Genomic DNA, 19,142 nt, shown 5'->3' with positions numbered 1-19,142 from the left:
GTTAACACCCAGGGCTATTGTAAATTTAATCCCGCTGAGGTTATTATCAAGTATTAATTTAAGTAGTTCGTAGCTCTGTTTGTAATTAATTGCCTACCATAACCCCGCTGGGGTTATGGTAAATAGCACTAGGGGATAATCTAAAGAAGAAAGAAGCTGGCAGCGTTTTGAAAAGTAATAAGCCCGAAACCATACCGATTTCGGGCTTATTACTTTTCAAAAGTTTGTATTACTTCAATTCTTTCAGGTCCACCAGATCCATGTCAGTGTACGTATAGTTTTCACCAGCCATCGCCCAAATGAAGGAATAAGCTGCCGTTCCCGCCCCAGAGTGAATCGACCACGGTGGCGACAAAATCGCCTGATAGTTATTCACCAGCAAATGACGGGTTTGCTGAGGCTCGCCCATGAAATGGAACACCCGCTGATTTTCAGGAACATCAAAATAAAAATAAGCCTCCATTCGACGATCGTGCACATGGGCGGGAATGGTGTTCCAGATACTACCCGTACTCAGGATAGTCAGCCCCATCACCAGTTGGCAAGACTCCAGACCTTCGGCGTGAATGTATTTATAAATGGTACGCTCATTAGCTGTTTCCTTGGTTCCTGCCTGAACGGGAGAAGCTCCTTCTTTCGTCAGTTTGGCATTAGGGCACACGCGGTGAGCGGGTGTAGAAGCCAGATAAAATACTGCCGGGCTGGTCGCATCGGCACTGGCAAAAGTTACATCAACCGTGCCCTTACCGAGATAAAGGGCTTCCAGTTTGCTTAATTCGTAGGTTTCGCCATCAGCGGTAACTACGCCGGGGCCACCTACGTTAATGATTCCTAACTCGCGGCGTTCGAGGAAAAACCCGGAGCGTAACTCGTCATACGTGGGTAAGCTTAATACTTCGTTAACGGGTTTCACACCGCCTACAATAAAGCGGTCATAATGGGAATACGTAAATTGAAACTGATCGTCGGCAATGACGTCTTCAATCAGGAATTGCTCCCGTAAACGGTCGGTGTCGTAGTGCCGAACGTCGTCGGGATGATGTGCATAACGAGTCTGCATAGGAGTTTGAATAGTTGCTACAGCTAAGAAATAGACGACTTCCGTGCCGAATACCCTTCAATTGCAAAAGAAGCGAACCATTCCGATGTATCTTTGTTTTCAGTCTACAGTCTTTCATTTTTTGCGGTAATTGACTGAAATGGCCACCCTTACGACGAGCCCTGATTGCATTCATACATCGAACATTTATACTCTTGAAATCCCTCGCTTATCTTAACAAATACTTGTGGAAGTATAAAGGCACCCTTTTGCTGGGCACTTTATTTACCGTAGTTTCCAATCTTTTCGGAATTATTCCGGCTCAGATCGTCCGGCATGCCCTGGATCTGGTCAAAGAAACACTGGATCTGTATTTTCTTTTTGACGGCTCGAAAGTTCAGGCTAACATTTACGAAGATTTTGCCTATAACATTCTGATTTACGGCGTATTAATCCTCGCCATGGCCCTACTCAAAGGTGTCTTTCTGTTCCTCGTTCGACAGACGCTTATCGTGATGTCACGTCACATTGAGTTTGATCTGAAAAACGAAATCTATGAACATTATCAAACCCTGCCCTTAAGTTTTTATCGCCGGCATAACACGGGGGACTTAATGGCTCGTATCTCCGAAGACGTTTCGAAAGTTCGGATGTATGTCGGACCGAGTATTATGTACGGACTGAACCTCATTACGCTCTTTGTAATGGTCATTAGTTACATGCTTTCGGTAAGTCCACACCTAACTTTTTACGTGTTATTGCCTCTACCGATTCTTTCCGTGAGTATTTTCTTCGTTTCTAACATTATCAATAAACGTTCAGAGGAAATTCAGCGAAATCTTTCCATGCTTTCGACCAACGCTCAGGAAGCATTCTCAGGCATTCGGGTGTTAAAGGCGTACGTTCAGGAATCGTTCTCGACTAAACAGTTTGAAAATCAGTCAGAAAACTATCGTAATAAATCATTAAATCTGATTAAAGTTGATTCGTTATTCACGCCGCTGATTTTCCTGCTGGTGGGGCTTTCCAACATTCTTTGCGTATACATTGGTGGTCAGGAAGTTATCGCGGGTCGATTAACACCCGGTAACATTGCCGAATTTCTCATTTATGTGAACATGCTGACCTGGCCAGTAACGGCTCTGGGCTGGACGACCTCACAAATTCAGCGGGCAGCGGCTTCACAAACCCGGATCAATGAATTCCTGCAACAGAAAACGGATCTTGTTTCTACCAAAAATCTACAAAAAGAAATTTCAGGAGACGTTGAATTCAAGCACGTTACCTTCATTTATCCCGATTCAGGTATTATTGCTCTGAAGAATTTTAACCTGCGTATAAAAGCCGGAGAAACGGTAGCCATTCTCGGTGGAACGGGTTCGGGTAAGAGTACGCTGGCGAACCTGCTGACTCGCATGTATGATACCTCTTCGGGGGAAATTCTGATTGATCAGGAAGCTATTCAGGCCTATGACATTCCGACGCTGCGTCGTCAGATGGGTTATGTGCCACAGGATGTGTTCCTGTTCTCGGATAATATTTCGAATAACGTACGGTTCGGGCTGCCCGACTTACCTCAAGATAAAGTAGTTCAGGCCACGAAAGACGCGGATTTATACGGGAACATCGTGGATTTTCCAGAAGGTTTTGAAACTAAAATCGGAGAACGTGGTATCACCCTTTCCGGGGGTCAAAAGCAACGGTTAAGCATTGCCCGAGCCATTGCCCGGGAACCTAAAATTCTGATTTTGGACGACTGTTTATCTGCCGTTGATACCAAAACGGAATCGACGATTCTTTCGAATCTGAAAGGTATTATGCAAAATCGTACTTCACTGATTATCAGCCACCGGGTATCTTCTGCTAAACTAGCCGACCAGATTGTATTACTCGACGAAGGCGAAATTGTAGAGCAAGGCACGCACGAAGAATTAATGAAGAAAAACGGGGCGTACCGTGAGTTATACGAAAAGCAGTTGCAAGGCGAAGAAGCTTAGTAGGTTGGGCGTTTTGGGTTCAGTTAATCTACTTACTCGCAGTCGCTCGGCTCTAGCCGAGTGACTACCTGGCTGTAGGCCTCTGGCCGTCTGACTGAAAAAAGTCTAGGTAACGAATATACTGATCTTACGCCAAAGATATTTCAATATCACCCGGCCAGAGGCCTATAGCTATTGCGTCACTCGGCAGAGCCGAGCGACTGCGGGTGGAACATTAGATATTACTTTACCTTTATCATACTTGGGTAAGATGCGGTTTTGTTGCCTTTATATTGATTCTCATCTCCCTGGCTAGACGCGATAAAGTCGCGTCTCTACTTACTCGCAGTCGCTCGGCTCTAGCCGAGTGACTACCTAACTGTAGGCCTCTGGCCGTCTGACTCAAAAAAGTCCAGGTAACTAAATACTGATCTTACCCCAAAGATATTTCGATACCGCCCAGTCAGAGGCCTGTAGCTATTGCGTCACTCGGCAGAGCCGAGTGACTACCTAACTGTAGGCCTCTGGCCATCTGAATCAAAAAAGATGTGTTTTTTATACTAAATGTAGAGACGCGACTTTATCGCGTCTGGGTAGAGGCAGTTTTTGTTAAGCCTTTCACTGTTTAAGAAAACAGACAGGAATTTCACACCAGTTAATCCTATTCAATCCTTCTCTCATTTAATCATTCAACACTAATAAAAAGCCTGTACGGCTTGCCATAGACCTAATAGAATGAAACCCCAGCCTGTTACCAAGCGAATGGTTTGGGGTTTCATTTTTTCCAGAATGCGTTCCCGATTAATAAAGGTAAGTTTGGCGTACAGGTAATTCATGGCGAAAGACCCCGCCGTTGCTCCGAGTATAAAAGCTATTTCGTCAAAGAAAGTATCGATGGAAAGTTCGGCTTTTCGATTGAACCAGACGGCGGCTACTAACCAGAATGGGATTAACTGCGGGTTGCAAATATTCAAGACCATTGCCTTTAGAAAAGCCTTTCGACTTGCAGGCTGGTCGTCGGTGACCTCATTTTCGGTAGCAGCAGTTGGCGAATCGGGTGTTTTTTTATTGCGTAAAGTGAAAAATCCAACCAGTAATAAAATAGGAATAATCGACCATTGAAACCAGATCAGTACGTCGGGTACTTCTTCGAGCCAACGCATCCCTCGAATGGCCAGAATGCTCCCGATTACTTCCGGCAATGAAGCTCCCACCGATGCCCAGAATCCGACCCGAAGATTTTTCTGAATAACGGATTGAACAACACTTAATTTAACTGGCCCCGGATAAACCGAACCCAAGAATCCGACCGTCAATGCAACAATAAAAATCGATAAAACTTTCATAAATGACCGACTCGTGCGTGGGTAAAATCGCCAGTCAGGTTGCCCTAATTCATGAAAAAGCTATTCCATCTTTAGGATTTCCAGAAGAAAAGAAGGGCTTGCCAAATCCCAACGGCAATGAATAATAAGCCAATAATCCGCTCCATCCATTCAATTTTCAGGTATTTCATCAAACGATCCTGATACTTGCGGGCCAGTGTAGCGTAAGTACACTGCAAAGCAAAAGAGCCCACACTGGCTCCCGCCACAAAACCCGCCTGGTGCCAGCCTGTTTCTACCCGCAGCCAGGGGTAAACCTGATAATTCAGCAGAATAGCAAACCAGTAAATCGGTAACTGTCCGTTAATTAAAGACAGAAAAGCACCTTTCAGAAAAGAAAGTTGGGAGGTCTTCGTCTGGGGAATTTCTGGATTTACCTGCGGTTTGCGAAGAAGGGCCAATACGCCCAGTAAAATCAGGATAGGGATAACGATTAGCTGTAACAGCTTTAATCCGGTGGGGTAACGTTCCACAAAGTGAATGCCCTGCAAAGCCAGATAGCCATAGGGAATTTCTACGAGAGCTCCTCCCAAACCAATCCACAAGGCAGCGGGAAAATTTTTTCTCAGTACAGACTGAATCACCGAAAGGTTAACCGGACCTGGATGAATGGAACCGACAAAGCTGATAAAAAAGGTTACAAAAAAAAGGATAATCGTTTTCAAGGCATCGTTAGATCAGCCACAAAAATAAAAAGATCGCTTCTGAAAGCGATCTTTTTATTGAGCTAAGCCCTAAAGTTCTACTGCTCTTTTACCCACTTAGCTACGCGGACAGCTTCGGTGATTTTATCAGCAACCGTCTGCCAGTCATTCGCCTCAACCAGATGTTTTGGGAACAACTGCGAACCAATGCCCACGCCACGCACCCCAGCGTCAAACCAGCTTTTCAAACTAGCCTGCGTGGGTTCTACTCCACCCGTTACCACGATGTCGGTCCAGGGCATAGGGCCTTTGATCGCTTTTACAAACTCAGGAGAGGAAGCCTGACCGGGAAATAATTTCACAATTTCGGCTCCCCATTCTTCAGCTTTGGATATTTCAGATAGCGTAAAGCAACCGGGCATCCAGGCAATTTTGCGGCGATTACAAGTAATGGCTACATCCTGGTGTAACACGGGTGCAACGATAAAATCAGCTCCTAATTGCAGATATAACGTTGCTGACGCAGCATCTACAATGGTTCCGGCCCCTACTACTAAGTCGGGGAAGTTCTTCTTACCAAATTTCCGTAACTCCGAATACGTTTCGTGGGCATAATCGCCCCGGTTCGTAAACTCACAAATCCGAATACCGCCTTCGTAACAGGCCGTCAGGATTTTCTTAGCAACTTCTAAATCATTATGGTGGAAAATCGGCATAATCGGATTTTCCAATAAGGTTTGATAAACCTGTAATCGCGTGAAACTAGCCATTGTAGTTCAGAGTTTTTTGTTTGGAGTTTTGAGTTTTTGCTTCTAACCAGTCTCAAAACGTTGACTCCACTATCACTATAATAATCGTCTAAATTTATACTCTTATTTTACCATTTCATGATTAAAATTTGAGTATCTCTTTTACAAGCAAAATACCTCCAAACTCTAAACCTAAAACGCTAAACCTAACTCATCTGCTCAACCGTCCGCTCGTGTCTCCGTTCATTACTGTTTCGATTTCAGCCACGGATGCCAAGTTGAAATCGCCTTCAATGCTGTGTTTCAAAGCCGAGGCTGCGGTGGCAAAATCGATTGATTTCTGATCGCTATACCCCTTAATCTGACCATAAATAAAACCAGCCAGGAAAGCATCCCCGCCGCCGATACGATCCACCATAGGAACCATTTCGTGTGTGATGGTTTCCAGTAGTTCCCCGTTCCAGCAACGGCCCGATAAGGTATTGTGTGAAGCCGAAACAGAACCGCGTTTGGTATTAATAATCTTTTTTACGCGAGGGAATTTCTCCTGAAGTTGTTCGGCGACTGAAATAAAGCGATCGCCTTCTTCTTTAGGTCTGATGTCAAATAACTCTTCGGCATCACCTTCCGCACAAACAATCACGTCACAGCCAGCGGTCAATTCTGTCATCACTTCACCTGCCGGACGACCCCATTTCCAGAGGTTTTTTCGGGAATTTACATCCGCTGAAACGCTAATCCCTAATCGATTCGCCGTTTCGACGGCTGCTTTACAGGCCAGATAAGCTCCTTCTGAAATAGCCGGAGAAATACCCGTGAAGTGAAACCACTGAGCATCGGACAGAATTTCTTCCCAATTGAATTCACTGGGGTCCATATGAGCGAAAGAAGAGTTTGTACGATCATAAATGATTCGACTGGCCCGCATCATGGCTCCCGTTTCCAGAAAATACGTTCCGATCCGATCACCACCCTGAATAATATCCTGAGTCTGAACTCCGTAGCGACGTAGCATCGCGGTAGCCGCATAGCCCCAGTCGTTATCAGGAAAACGGGTTACGTGACTAGCGGGAACATCAAGGTAAGCCAGAGCTGCGGCTACGTTTGCCTCGCCGCCACCAAAGTTTACATTGAGACTTGTCGTTTGAACAAATCGGGCGAAACCGGGCGTACTCAGCCGCAACATAATCTCGCCAAAGGTGACAACTTTTTTCATGCAGGGTAGTAATCCTTCTGAGGTAGAATATAAATTATCTGACGTTCAGCTATTTCTCCGAACGTCAGACTCATTCCTAATAAAGAGACGCAAATAAGCGATAAATACCCGTATAATCTTTGGGTAATCGTTCTATTGGCTCCATTCAGTTGGGGTGCGGTCCCACCGATGGTTTTTTAAATCCTGCAATAAGGCTGGCATTAAGCCTTCTCCGTCGGAAGCGGCCATGTTTGCTTCTACATTTTTGATCTTCCGCATACCGGGAATAATCGTTCCGACATCAGGATTACTTAAAATAAACCGCAGAGCCATTTCAGGCATGGTCATTCCAGCCGGAATGAGCGGACGTAAAGCCTCGGCGTGGTGCACGCTGTCTTTGAGATTTTCAGGAACGAAATACGTTGAACGCCAGTCGTCGGCGGGGAAGGTAGTTTCTTCGGTCAACGTTCCGGTTAATGTTCCTTCATCGAACGGCACGCGGGCAATAATGGCGACATCAAGTTCCTTACAAAGCGGGAATAAGACATCTTCGGGAGCCTGATCGAAAATATTATAAATTACCTGTACTGAAGAAATAAGGCCCGTTCGAAGCGTTTCCAGCACGTTTTCGGGTTCCCAGCGATTTACAGAAATGCCCCAGTGGGCTACTTTTCCTTCCTGCGTTAATTTCTGAATGGCTTCTTTCCATTCATCATGCGTGGCCCAGGCATCTTCCCAAACGTGAAATTGCTGCAAGTCAATCTGCTCGACTTTCAGGTTTTTCAGGCTCTTTTCGGTGTATTCAATGATGTGTGAAGCAGGAAAGCACTCTTCTAACGTATAGTCTGGTTTAGAAGGCCATTTGAAATTTTTGGGAGGAATTTTGGTAGCTGCGTATAAGCAACGATCCGAGTGGCGTTTAAGCAAATCGCCTAGAATTTCTTCACTTTTTCCGGCTCCATAACCCCAGGCTGTATCAAAAAAGTTGCAGCCTAACTCTACCGAGCGATCCAGCGATTTATTTACTTCTTCAATATCAGAGCCGGTCCAGCCAGCCAGTCCCCACATGCCATAACCCATTTCGGAAATCTTCCAGTCGGTACGGCCAAATCTACGATAGTTCATATTGTCGAGAGGTAATAATTGTTTAGTATGTAGCTGTAGCAGCCCGTTACTTTTCTCAAAGGTATAACAGGATTTTCAGGGATTACCCGCTTTCAGCAAATTTCAGACACTCTACTAAATCTATGCAAGACGAGTCAGTAGGTGCTTACGATACTTCACGGATTATACATTCTGACTGTACATATCCTTCACGGAACCAAATCCGATGACATCCTTCACTGGGGGATCATCGCTTACTTCTGCGGCCCGCATTATTTTTCTGCTTCCGTGTTTATCCCGTAATTCGTAATACACTTTTCGAAGTTTATCCTTCCGAACATTGTCTTCAAAAATTTGATATTGCACCAACTGATCCGGTATAAAATGCCGAACGCCTACGCCGATTAAAACTAACCCTGAATTAAGTATAGATTCGGAGGAATGCTGCCACTGGGCCTTGGTAGCCGCCCGTTTCAGAATCAGATTGAATAAGGCTACTCCTTCCTGAATGGGCGTTTGGAACAGCATTTCGTCGCTATACGTCCTTCCCTCTTCGTATTTCGCCCAAAAGAAGGCCGTTTTGCAGAATACATTCTGTTTGACCATGCGTCGTTCCAACGTCTGGCAGAGCATAAAGAGGATTTCTTCCAATACTTCCGGGTCTTGCCTTTGACTCCGCGACAGGTGCCGCATGGCCTGCATGCTTTTGTACGCGGGCGTGTATTCGGTGTCTATTTCGTAAAAATTGAGTCGCAAGTGCCAGTGCCAGCCAATGATGCTCCGACAGGCCGCACGCAGAAATTCAGGATCGGCATAACGCAATTTTAGCGGAGAATCAATACCCGAATGTTGAAGCCGACGGGCCATTCCTGCGGCAATACCCGGCAAATCTACTAACTCCAATTGGCTCAGAATCAAGTCAATGTTGTCGGGTGTAATAACAGTTAACCCATTGGGTTTAATCAGATCAGACCCCAGCTTGGCCAGAAATGCATTGGGGGCAATGCCGATGGAGCATTGGAGGTAATCGCCTACTTCCTGTTTGATGGCCTTTTTAATAGCAGAGGCAACTTTCTCCAGATCATGATAGATCAGCCGATGATTGGTAAGAATGACGACGGCTTCATCAATGCTTCGCGGAATGACCTGATCCGAAAATCGTTTTAGAATTTCTATGATTTTGGTATGATAATCCCGATACTTTTCCGGGTTGGTAGGAAGTGGCACCAAATCCGGGCATATTCGCATGGCTTCATTCAGACGCATTCCTAGTTTGATACCTTTCTTCTTGGCTTCGATAGACGGAGCTATCACACAGCCAAACTGACTTGGATATACGCATACTGCTACGGGTCTGCCCCGTAGGTAATAGTTATCCTGCTGCTCGCAACTAGCGAAGAAGCTGTTCATGTCTACAAAAAGTACCGCTGCTCCCGGAGGAACTCTGAATTCGTTCATAATTCAAAATCAATACTTTCTGAGCAAGAAAACAAGCTTTTTGATTAAATTATAAAGACAATCAAGAGCATTAAAATATCTGTTGATTAAAAATTATATTCATTTTATATACTTTGTCTTGTTTTATTGAACATTTGAACATTAGTAGTGTTCGTTTGCTTCTTGTATCTCGCTGGCTATCTTTTGTTTTTTACAGACTTGAAAGTCCCCCGAATTAGTACTCGGGTCCATCCAGACCGGGTCTATCCAGACTGGGTCCATCCATTAAGTAACCCGGGATTTCATCCAGGGCTATTCGTATGGAACCCCTCTGGGGTTATAGTGTGTAGTGGCCTGCCGTTGCCAGCTTTTTCGCTGGCAACATGAGCCATTGGCAGGAAGTTACTAAATCACTGGAGTTTAACTGTAGCACTGCATCAATCCATTAATCACAGTTTTACTAATGATTCCATTGAGATTTAACATAGACCGACCCCAGTCTGTGTAAATGATAGATATTAACTTATAGAAGTGACTCATGTAAGTAACTACTATTGCCAGCAGAAAAGCTGGCAACGGCAGGGCCACCACATACATTAAACCCCGGAGGGGTTCAATACGAATAGCCCCGGTCTGGATGGATCCGGGTGTAACCCGGGGTATTGCGGATAGACCTAAATTAGATAATAATCTGAGGAGTGACTCCCGCTAGTAACTCATGTTGCCAGCGAAAAAGCTGGCAACGGCAGGGCCACCACATACTTTAAACCCCAGAGGGGTTCAATATGAATACCCCCGGTCTGGATGGATCCGGGTGCTAACCCGGGGTAATACGGATGGGACCGGTCCATCCAGACCGGGTCTGGATAGTACCCGGTCAACACCCTGATTAAATCTGAAAACTATCGGCCTGTTTGTAAGCTTCAATTAACTTTTTCTCGCCTTCTACGCCGCGAACGGAAATGCCGTGTTCCATACCGAAGATGAAATCACGATTGGTTTCTTTCATTTTCTTGTAGATATGCTTGAAAACATTCTGGTAATTAATTTCTCCTGAACCGGGTTCGTTCCGACCGGGGTTATCCCCCATCTGGAAGTAAGCAATTTCGTCCCAGGCCCAGTCGATGTGCGGAATGATATTCCCCTCGTTTTTCTGCATGTGGTAAATGTCAAACAGAATTTTACAGGAAGGACTATTCACCGCCCGGCAGATTTCATAAGTCTGATCGGAAGTGCGGAGGTATAAATCAGGCGTATCACTCAGAGGCTCCAATACCATAATCAGGCCGTGTGGTTCCAGCATTTCCGCTCCGCGACGCAGGGCATCAATAACGTTACCGGTCTGAATACCAATGGGTAAGTTACGTTGAAAGTCACCGGGCACTACCGTCGTATATTTAGTTTTACAACGTTTAGAAACCTCAATTGCGTTTTGGCAACCTTTCAGGAAAATGTCTACGTGCTCTTTCTTGCCTGCCGCCAGCGTATTAGCCCCATTTCCACCTTTATGCAAAACAAATACCCCCATTTCCATGCCCAACTTCGTCAGCATGTCACCGATTTTGGTTTGCTCAGCCTCCGGGCGGCCCGTCATGCCATTGTCTTCCAGAGCTTTGAAACCCTGATCGGCCATGAACTGTAATTGCTTGAAAATGTCCTTTCCAGCCAGATTCTCAAACATTCCAAAGTGAGGGGCATATCTGAGCTTAAAAGTATGAGCGGGTGGTGTGGCTGCGGAGGCCTTTATACCACCAAGCATGGCAACGCCAGCAGCAGCAGAGAGGTTTTTAACTAACGTACGACGTAACATGTGATGAATTTAGAGGTATTATATTCAAGCTGAACGGCCAGATTTTCAGACCGCCATCGGGAAATTCTGTCGTAAGGTATAGTAAATTTTTAATTACTTATACTCCAAATGGCCTTCAAAAACTTTAGCTAGTCCATGAATAATGATCCGTTTTAGAAAAGGCCCCAACAGGCCTTCCCCAAAATACCCTTTCACAAAAAGAATTATTAAAAAATTCAGACGTTACGCAAACTAATTAGACCAGTCAGATCGTATATGAAAGATGTTTTATCTAAGTCAGATTTTCCCCATTTTTGGGTCAAAAAGGGCCAGATTGTGTAACCATCGAGCTTTGAGAAGAACTGAGGATAAGATTGGTGTCCCTACAAAAACTATTCAATCCTTAGGAACTTAAGCAAAAGATTTGCCGTTTCTTAATAATGTCAGTATTTTTCAACTGCCTTCTCCACTAGAGCTTTTATTCGATTAGTACGTTTTTTCACCAACCAAACGAACACTAAATGAACAAGTCACTAGCGATTCTGGTCGCTTCGACCCTGGTTTTTGTCTTCTCACTTGGATTTATTGATCGCTTTGCTTTTAACGAGAAAAAAGAAATTCCCCTCTCAAAGACCATCGTCGTTAGTCCCGATCAGGAATGGGTAAGTTTGTATGATAGCCTGGGCCTTAATACCCTTGGCTTATCCTCCGAAGCCTTTCATTATGCCTGGTATGGCTTCCAGCGGATGAAACTACAACAACCCATTATTGCCATTGCTGATTTCAGCCAATCATCACGTAACAAACGCTTGTACGTGATTGATTTACTGAAAAAGAAAGTAATTTATAACACTTACGTAGCTCACGGAAGAAATTCCGGTCAGGAATTCGCTACTCATTTTTCCAATGCAAATTCGTCCTATCAGTCCAGCCTTGGGTTTTACCGGACTTTAGGTACTTATCAGGGAAAACACGGCCTTTCGCTAAAACTCGAAGGTTTGGAAAAGGGAATTAACGATCAGGTTTACAATCGTGCAATTGTTATGCACGGAGCTGATTACGTGAGTGAATCTTTTATCAAACAAACGGGTCGTTTAGGTCGTAGCCAGGGTTGTCCGGCTGTTTCCTATGCCGATCACAAAATCCTGATTAATCTCCTAAAAGGAGGCTCAGGTTTGTTTCTATACTCACCCGATGAGACGTATTTAAAAAAATCAGACCTGTTAGCTGGGTTTTCAGATTCCCCCGCTCACAAGCCTGATCAGTTAGCAAATCAGGCATCCCAGCCGTATACGTCTTTATAATACACTAGCTTGCCATTCTCGTCAATGTCTGCTCCTAAGTATAACAGAAATACGGGTACTTTTTGAGGTAAAGCATGCGACTCTGGCGGGAGAGAATAGGCTCCATTTTCTTCCAGAGAATCATTTTCAAGCAATTTCTCTCCTGCCATGAAGTTAGCCAGATCTGTAGGTCGTTGCACCCGCACACAACCGTGGCTCCGCCAGCGTTCATTTTTTGCAAACAGGTAACGGGCATTGGTATCATGCAGGTAAATCGCCAGCGGATTTTTCAATTCTACTTTCAATAACCCCAGCGAATTATCTGCTCCGGTATCCTGTCGTAATCGATACGGAAATTTATTTACCGAAAGAGCTGCCCAGTCCACGTCTTCGGGATCAATGCGATTACCTTTCGAGTCAATTACCTCGATATTATTTGCTTCCAGAAAGCCTGTATTATTCTGAATTTTGGGTAACATTTCCTTTACGGCAATGCTACGAGGCACGTTCCAGTATGGATGCGTAATGATCTGCGTAGCGTAGGTATCCATGCCCGGCGTGGCCTTGTCTTTCTTACCAGCCACAACCCGCATTTTTAAATCTACCTTTCCCGACGAATCCATTCCTACCAGATAGGCTCCCCGAATGTTAACCAATACCAAGCGAGATGATTTTTTCGCCTGCCGATGAATCCATCGATACGCGTTAAGCGATTCGGCTACCCACTGAGCACTATCTGATTTATTTTCCGTCAGCAAGCGAGTATATTCCTGTTTCAGTCGGTCATACGCTGGATAGTTCGGCTCCAACTGCTTCATAGCATCGGCTACGTCCACACCCTGTACGATACTCCAACCCGCCATTCGTACGGCAGCCGAATCAATGGGTTGTACCTTCTCAACGTACTTCATATACTTGGGCTTATGTCCAAAACCGATTTCAGAGAGTAAGGCAAATCCAGAAGCTTCTGGATCGGTGAAAGTCTCCGTTTCAATACCGTTTTTCTGAGCATATTCCACCAGCTTTGCACGAACCTCGTCTTCATTCAGCTCCTGCTTCAATGCCTCGTCGGTTCGCTCAGAAGCTTTTTCGTATTTCTTTTTACAGGAGGTTATTAAATTAATGCAAAGAAGTATAGGTATTAGGTATCGCAGTGGTCTGTTCATGGCTTTGTAACTAAAGTTTATTACTATTTATTATCAAATAGTTATGCTAAAATCCAGGCCTGAACATTATTGCTGATTATCAATTAGTTAATTAACATCCTTCTTTAATAACATGTGTATAATATTCCCCAATTTCCTTTTTAGCTAAACCGTAATGGGCAAAGCAACACTCTGATACAAACGCGTAATTTTCTCCCGAAACTGCTCAACTAACGCTTCAGGACTGATAATCCGCCCGTGCTCGGCATAGAGTGTAAACCAGCGAAGAATAGCTTCGGGCCAGGCCGTAAAAAAAGTCATTTCAACGTAATCGCCTACTTCTGTCTGATCCACGAAACCGTATTCGTATTTCTGCGTTTCCAGGTATCTCATCAGCGTCTTTTCTACCTCAATAACTACCGTCTGAAGCTTGCGATTGGAAGCATTTTGCTGGAGATATTCTTTCAATAAGGGGTGTTCCCGGCTAAAGGGAATGGCGGTAAGGTGTAGATTACGAATACGATCAACCCGGAAGTCACGGTACTCTAACCGAAGGTGGCAATACGCAACCACGTGCCAGCAATCATAGGCATAAAAAATCCCGATGGGTTCAATCAGGCGATCGGTAGACTGCTCTTTATTAAAAGCCTTATACTGAACCTGAAGGCTTCGTTTCTCTGAAATACTTTGTAGAATGGGATGCAAAAATGCATGTTTTGCATTTGCCAAACCGGGCGGTAATGGTTTCTGCCGGATTTCGATGCGGTTCTCTATGTGCTCGAGCAAACTCTTCTCCGAACTTCGTAAGACCGATCTCACCTTATACATCGCCGACTGATAACTCTCCCGGATGGAATTGTCGGTTAGCTTCTCAATGAGTTTTTCAGCCGTCAAAAATGCCGTTGCCTCTTCGCGGGTAAACATCACCGGTGGCAGCCGATACCCTTCCATGATGGAATATCCTACGCCCGCTTCGCCAATAATCGGCACTCCTGCTTCGCAAAGCGTATTGATATCCCGATAAACCGTTCGCAGACTAATCCCAAAACGATCGGCAATGTCCTGAGCTTTCACCACCTTCCGGGATTGCAACTGAATTAAAATAGCGGTTACTCGGTCAATACGGTTCATGGCAGGCAGATGGTTAAATCAGGACTTGTTCATCCCTACCCCTAAACTACTAATGGCTGGCGAAGATGCCAGCCATTAGGGTATGTTTTCCTCTAAAATAGATTTAGAATCTCATTAATCGTTCGCCAGTTTCGAGTGGTGGCTTTTACTTTGAGTTTACTTTCCAGAAAAGGATTACTCAGTTTGGCTCTACCATAGCCGTCAGAAAATTGAAGGAAAATATCTTTATTCTTCAATACCAACCGCTCCGTTCCCAGGTCTAACGAATGTAAATTAGTCCACCTTTCGGGAGAGGGCTTTTCTGCCAAAAATGTGACGTACACTGCTTCAGTGGTTTCAAACGGATTACTGTTTATGACTTGTTGTAACTCAGCCGCAGTTCGAATGAAAACCGTTACGTCAAACCCATAAGTAGCTTCAATGGTACGCTCAATCTTCTGTTGAATAAGTACTTGATCTTCCTGCTTGGTTTCAAAAACGACATTACCACTTTGAATGTAAGTTTTCACGTTTGTGAAGCCTAACTCTTCGTATAAAGTCTTTAAACCAGCCATCGGAATTTTTTTATGTCCGCTGACATTAATTCCCCGAAGTAACGAAGCAAATAATGGCATCGAGTCCTTAGGCGTGAGGCATTTTAGAAGCTAATACATTTACCTGCTCGATGATCGGGGGGCCTGCCAGCAAGTGTGGAGCATTCGCTAAGAGTGCTTCGGCGATCTCACCCGAAAGGTGAGCCTGACGGCCTTTTTCGTGCGGGAACGTATCAAAAATACCGAACGTTGTGGGTGAAATCTGAATGGCGTACCAGCTAATAGTTTCCGTTTCTTCTTCGGCCAGATGTAAGGCGGCTTGAATAAAATCTGCTACTTCCTGCTCTTTTCCGGGCTTCGCTTCCAGGCGAACCAGTAATGCTACGTTTACCATAATCTTCTTGTTAAATGTCATTAAATTGTGCTTTACAAAGAACTAAGAAATAAGCGAATAACAAATATTCTGTGCCAGAATTTAGAATCTCTGCAATTCTTGTGATGATTAACTTTCAACTTTTCTGTTTAGCCTGACAACGGGCTTTTCACTTTTCTGGTTAAACCCTGCTTTTATTGCTCCTGCCTCGTAATCTTCCGATAGAAATCGGTTTATTTAAGCGATGTTTTACTAATCCTATCTTTCATCATGGAATCAACCTCTATTTCTACAAGACGGCTTAAGGCAATTCTTGGAGGTTCCGTCGGAAATCTGGTGGAATGGTACGATTGGTACACCTATTCGGCCTTTGCTCTGTATTTCTCCTCGGCCTTTTTTCCATCCGCAGATCCTACGGCCCAATTACTCAACACTGCCGGAATCTTTGCCATCGGTTTTCTCATGCGACCGCTCGGCGGCTGGCTTTTTGGTACCATCGCTGATAAGATTGGCCGCAAAAAATCCATGACCTTTTCCGTATTACTCATGTCACTGGGTTCATTACTTATCGCCGCAACCCCAACCTATCACACCATTGGCCTGGCAGCTCCAGCAATATTACTAGTCGCTCGCTTATTACAGGGCATTAGCGTGGGCGGAGAATACGGCGTTTCGGCCACGTATCTCAGCGAAATGGCCACTGCCGATCGTCGGGGCTTTTATTCCAGCTTTCAATACGTTACCCTCATCGGCGGGCAACTCATGGCTTTAGGCGTTCAATTGATTTTACAGAAGCTGTTATTAACCGAAGAGCAAATTCACGACTGGGGCTGGCGAATTCCGTTTGTGATTGGAGCTCTACTTTCAGTCGTGGCCTTATACCTCCGCCAGCATTTGCATGAAACCCACGCTTTCGAAAAAACAGTAACAAAGAAAGAAAAAGGAAGCATCCGGGAGTTATTCCGGCACCCTAAGGCCGTTTTCACGGTGATTGGGTTAACGATGGGCGGTACCCTCGCGTTTTATACGTACACGACTTACATGCAGAAGTTTCTGGTTAATACGGTTCATCTGACGAAGGGCCAGTCGACCCTGATTTCGTTTTTGTCTCTACTGATTTTCGCACTGTTGCAACCGCTCTTTGGGTTACTGTCTGATCGCATTGGCAGGCGGCCCTTGCTACTGGGTTTTGGTATCGCTGGTACACTCGCTACGGTTCCTTTGTTAACGGCACTCAGCCACGCTACTGGCCAATGGGAAGCCTTTGTACTCTTACTCATCGCCCTCCTTATTGTAAGTGGTTATACCAGCATTAATGCCGTAGTGAAGGCCGAGTTATTTCCCGCCGAAGTTCGGGCTTTGGGAGTAGGCTTACCGTACGCCCTGACCGTAGCCATCTTCGGTGGCACGGCTGAATACATCGCTCTGGATCTGAAAAAAGCAGGGCACGAACCTTATTTTTACTGGTACATCACCGGAGCTATTTTCATTTCGCTGCTGGTGTATGTATTTATGAAAGATACGCGGGATACTTCAAAACTGAAGGAAGACGCCTAGCTATTGGGATTCATGTTTTTGTAAAGACGCGACTTCATCGCGTCTAGCCGGAGGTGAAAATAATTGGCTAGTAATAAGTATCGCCTTTGTTGGAACATGTAACTCATTTTGAATCATCAATAAAAACCGCCTCTACCCAGACGCGATGAATCGCATCTCTACCTTACTTGCATTGCTTTTTCACGTTTGTGATCCCTGATCGTTAGGTAGTCAACTCAAAACTTCCGCCCTGGTTGGTGAAGACACCAACCATTAGGCTTAGTAATGCTGGTGAAGACACCAGCCACGGCGGAAAATTATTTTAAATTAGCACCAAAGCCATCTCTACCCAGACGCGATAAAGTCGCGTCTCTACATTATTTACAAAACCCTAAACAACCAAAACTCTCTTCCTTATAACCATGATTAAAACTTTATTATCTGTCCTTTTTTTCTTTTGGGGATTCGTTACTGTTGGTGCCCAAACTCTTCCCGTCGTTCTTAATGAACGAGCCCGTGCTGCTACCGTTGATGAAATTCTGGAAGACCGTTTTGAACGGTTACTACCCCGATTGATGCGGGAAGAAGGCGTTGATATGTGGGTAATCATCTCGCGGGAATACAATGAAGATCCGGTTATGCGAACCATGTTACCCAGCACCTGGATTGCCGCCCGCCGTCGTACGATTATGGTTTTTTATGATCCGGGAAAAGACAAACCACTGGACAAACTCGCCATTGCCCGTTATGACGTCGGCACCTTACTCAAGGGCGAATGGGATTTGAGTGCCAATCCTGATCAGTGGGAAGCGTTAGTCAAGGTTATTCAGGAGAAAAATCCGAAGAAAATAGCTCTGAATTATTCTACCACTTACGGCCACGCCGACGGCTTGACGTATACCGAACAGGGCGAGTTCATGAAGAAGTTACCTCAAACTTTTCATGCCCGCATTCAGTCTGCCGAGCGGCTGGCCGTTCGCTGGCTGGAGACGCGTTCGGAAAAGGAAATGGTGATGTATCCCCTGATTTGTCGTCTTTCACACCAGATCATTGACGAAGCTTTTTCGGAAAAAGTGATTCAGCCGGGTGTAACCACGACAGAAGATGTCGTCTGGTATTTACGGCAGCGAGTGACTGACCTCGGGCTGGATACCTGGTTTCATCCCACCGTGGACATTCAGCGGGCGGATGAAGCAAAGTTTGATCATTTACGCACCTTCTCCAAACGTCCCGGAACGCAGGTCATCCTGCCCGGCGATTTATTACACGTAGATTTTGGCATTACCTATTTACGCCTCAACACCGACCAGCAACAACACGCGTATATTCTAAAACCCGGCGAAAAAGAAGTGCCGGATTACCTCCAGAAAGCCTTCCAAAAAGGAAATCGATTACAGGATATTCTAACGGAACGATTTAAGACGGGTAAAACCGGGAATGAAATTTTGGCGGAAGCTTTGCAACAGGCTACTCAGGAAGGTATAACTGCCAGTATTTATTCGCACCCCATTGGTTTTCACGGGCACGCCGCCGGCCCAGCCATCGGGATGTGGGATAACCAGAAGTCGGTGAAAGGCACGGGCGATTATCCACTTTTTAAACAAACGGCCTATTCTATTGAGTTAAATGTATCGGTGCCGATTAAAGAGTGGAACAAGTCTGTTCGGATTATGCTGGAAGAAGATGGTTATTATGATGAGAATGGGTTCAGGTACATCGACGGTCGTCAGCGGAACATTTTCATGATTCCCCGAAAATCTGAATCCGTCCGGTAGAGACGCGGCAGGTCGCGTCTACAGGGTTAATCGTAAAAGTATTTTCAC

General features: G+C 45.1%; 16 protein-coding genes. 4 read left to right on the top strand and 12 right to left on the bottom strand.

Going from position 1 to position 19,142, the window contains the following annotated elements; translation table 11 throughout:
* Positions 1–229 precede the first annotated feature (229 nt).
* Positions 230–1,060, bottom strand: coding sequence for a 5-dehydro-4-deoxy-D-glucuronate isomerase (gene kduI / locus QE390_RS11160; RefSeq protein ID WP_106637955.1), 831 nt, complete (start codon positions 1,058–1,060; stop codon positions 230–232).
* Between the two features lie 194 nt (positions 1,061–1,254).
* Between kduI and QE390_RS11155 the strand changes: the two genes are divergently transcribed.
* On the top strand, positions 1,255–3,036 hold the full coding sequence (locus QE390_RS11155; RefSeq protein ID WP_307142190.1) for an ABC transporter ATP-binding protein: 1,782 nt from the start codon (positions 1,255–1,257) through the stop codon (positions 3,034–3,036).
* A gap of 674 nt (positions 3,037–3,710) precedes the next feature.
* Here the strand turns inward: QE390_RS11155 and QE390_RS11150 are convergent.
* The 7 genes from QE390_RS11150 to QE390_RS11120 form a co-directional block, all read right to left on the bottom strand.
* Positions 3,711–4,361, bottom strand: a complete 651-nt coding sequence (locus QE390_RS11150; RefSeq protein ID WP_106638331.1) for a LysE family translocator — start codon at positions 4,359–4,361, stop codon at positions 3,711–3,713.
* 71 nt (positions 4,362–4,432) lie between these two features.
* Entirely contained in the window at positions 4,433–5,065 is a 633-nt protein-coding gene (locus QE390_RS11145; protein ID WP_307142189.1) for a LysE family translocator, read from the bottom strand.
* 77 nt (positions 5,066–5,142) lie between these two features.
* Complete coding sequence (locus QE390_RS11140; protein WP_106638333.1) at positions 5,143–5,814, bottom strand: bifunctional 4-hydroxy-2-oxoglutarate aldolase/2-dehydro-3-deoxy-phosphogluconate aldolase; 672 nt, start codon at positions 5,812–5,814, stop codon at positions 5,143–5,145.
* Between the two features lie 190 nt (positions 5,815–6,004).
* A complete protein-coding gene (locus QE390_RS11135; protein WP_307142188.1) occupies positions 6,005–7,009 on the bottom strand; it encodes a sugar kinase in 1,005 nt (334 codons plus the stop codon).
* Positions 7,010–7,141: 132 nt separating this feature from the next.
* Complete coding sequence (locus tag QE390_RS11130) at positions 7,142–8,113, bottom strand: aldo/keto reductase (protein WP_307142187.1); 972 nt, start codon at positions 8,111–8,113, stop codon at positions 7,142–7,144.
* A gap of 162 nt (positions 8,114–8,275) precedes the next feature.
* Positions 8,276–9,550 (bottom strand): DNA polymerase IV, encoded by a 1,275-nt coding sequence (locus QE390_RS11125; RefSeq protein WP_307142186.1) that lies wholly within the window; start codon positions 9,548–9,550, stop codon positions 8,276–8,278.
* Between the two features lie 868 nt (positions 9,551–10,418).
* Positions 10,419–11,339 (bottom strand): hydroxypyruvate isomerase family protein, encoded by a 921-nt coding sequence (locus tag QE390_RS11120; protein WP_307142185.1) that lies wholly within the window; start codon positions 11,337–11,339, stop codon positions 10,419–10,421.
* A 500-nt stretch (positions 11,340–11,839) separates the two neighbouring features.
* Here QE390_RS11120 and QE390_RS11115 point away from each other — a divergent pair, with 500 nt between their 5' ends.
* Positions 11,840–12,622 carry a murein L,D-transpeptidase catalytic domain family protein gene (locus tag QE390_RS11115; protein WP_307142184.1) on the top strand — a complete coding sequence of 261 codons (783 nt, stop codon included), beginning with the start codon at positions 11,840–11,842 and terminating at the stop codon, positions 12,620–12,622.
* Here QE390_RS11115 and QE390_RS11110 read toward each other — a convergent pair.
* The 4 genes from QE390_RS11110 to QE390_RS11095 form a co-directional block, all read right to left on the bottom strand.
* Positions 12,592–13,767, bottom strand: coding sequence for a L,D-transpeptidase family protein (locus QE390_RS11110; RefSeq protein ID WP_307142183.1), 1,176 nt, complete (start codon positions 13,765–13,767; stop codon positions 12,592–12,594). The two genes, QE390_RS11115 and QE390_RS11110, sit on opposite strands and share 31 nt — an antisense overlap.
* A 144-nt stretch (positions 13,768–13,911) precedes the next feature.
* The gene (locus QE390_RS11105; protein ID WP_307142182.1) at positions 13,912–14,877 is read right to left on the bottom strand and encodes a YafY family protein; all 966 of its coding nucleotides are present in this window, start codon (positions 14,875–14,877) and stop codon (positions 13,912–13,914) included.
* A 92-nt stretch (positions 14,878–14,969) separates the two neighbouring features.
* Positions 14,970–15,491, bottom strand: a complete 522-nt coding sequence (locus tag QE390_RS11100) for a DUF1697 domain-containing protein (protein ID WP_307142181.1) — start codon at positions 15,489–15,491, stop codon at positions 14,970–14,972.
* Between the two features lie 7 nt (positions 15,492–15,498).
* Positions 15,499–15,804 carry a putative quinol monooxygenase gene (locus tag QE390_RS11095; protein WP_106638341.1) on the bottom strand — a complete coding sequence of 102 codons (306 nt, stop codon included), beginning with the start codon at positions 15,802–15,804 and terminating at the stop codon, positions 15,499–15,501.
* A 249-nt stretch (positions 15,805–16,053) separates the two neighbouring features.
* On the opposite strand from QE390_RS11095, the gene QE390_RS11090 reads away from it, so the two are divergent.
* Together QE390_RS11090 and QE390_RS11085 are read left to right on the top strand one after the other, a co-directional pair.
* Positions 16,054–17,340 carry an MFS transporter gene (locus QE390_RS11090; RefSeq protein WP_307142180.1) on the top strand — a complete coding sequence of 429 codons (1,287 nt, stop codon included), beginning with the start codon at positions 16,054–16,056 and terminating at the stop codon, positions 17,338–17,340.
* Between the two features lie 401 nt (positions 17,341–17,741).
* A complete protein-coding gene (locus tag QE390_RS11085) occupies positions 17,742–19,094 on the top strand; it encodes a M24 family metallopeptidase (protein WP_307142179.1) in 1,353 nt (450 codons plus the stop codon).
* Positions 19,095–19,142 lie beyond the last annotated feature (48 nt).

The organism is Siphonobacter sp. SORGH_AS_1065 (genome assembly GCF_030818595.1).
In the GTDB taxonomy this organism is placed as follows: Bacteria; Bacteroidota; Bacteroidia; order Cytophagales; family Spirosomataceae; genus Siphonobacter.
Note: the sequence above shows the minus strand (reverse complement) of the source record. Positions and strands in the feature narration are given on the sequence as shown.

Coding starts and splice junctions, on each gene's coding strand:
- kduI (WP_106637955.1), bottom strand. CDS start 1,060: ATGCAGACTCGTTATGCACATCATCCCGACGACGTTCGGCACTACGAC.
- QE390_RS11150 (WP_106638331.1), bottom strand. CDS start 4,361: ATGAAAGTTTTATCGATTTTTATTGTTGCATTGACGGTCGGATTCTTG.
- QE390_RS11140 (WP_106638333.1), bottom strand. CDS start 5,814: ATGGCTAGTTTCACGCGATTACAGGTTTATCAAACCTTATTGGAAAAT.
- QE390_RS11135 (WP_307142188.1), bottom strand. CDS start 7,009: ATGAAAAAAGTTGTCACCTTTGGCGAGATTATGTTGCGGCTGAGTACG.
- QE390_RS11130 (WP_307142187.1), bottom strand. CDS start 8,113: ATGAACTATCGTAGATTTGGCCGTACCGACTGGAAGATTTCCGAAATG.
- QE390_RS11125 (WP_307142186.1), bottom strand. CDS start 9,550: ATGAACGAATTCAGAGTTCCTCCGGGAGCAGCGGTACTTTTTGTAGAC.
- QE390_RS11120 (WP_307142185.1), bottom strand. CDS start 11,339: ATGTTACGTCGTACGTTAGTTAAAAACCTCTCTGCTGCTGCTGGCGTT.
- QE390_RS11115 (WP_307142184.1), top strand. CDS start 11,840: ATGAACAAGTCACTAGCGATTCTGGTCGCTTCGACCCTGGTTTTTGTC.
- QE390_RS11110 (WP_307142183.1), bottom strand. CDS start 13,767: ATGAACAGACCACTGCGATACCTAATACCTATACTTCTTTGCATTAAT.
- QE390_RS11105 (WP_307142182.1), bottom strand. CDS start 14,877: ATGAACCGTATTGACCGAGTAACCGCTATTTTAATTCAGTTGCAATCC.
- QE390_RS11100 (WP_307142181.1), bottom strand. CDS start 15,491: ATGCCATTATTTGCTTCGTTACTTCGGGGAATTAATGTCAGCGGACAT.
- QE390_RS11095 (WP_106638341.1), bottom strand. CDS start 15,804: ATGGTAAACGTAGCATTACTGGTTCGCCTGGAAGCGAAGCCCGGAAAA.
- QE390_RS11090 (WP_307142180.1), top strand. CDS start 16,054: ATGGAATCAACCTCTATTTCTACAAGACGGCTTAAGGCAATTCTTGGA.
- QE390_RS11085 (WP_307142179.1), top strand. CDS start 17,742: ATGATTAAAACTTTATTATCTGTCCTTTTTTTCTTTTGGGGATTCGTT.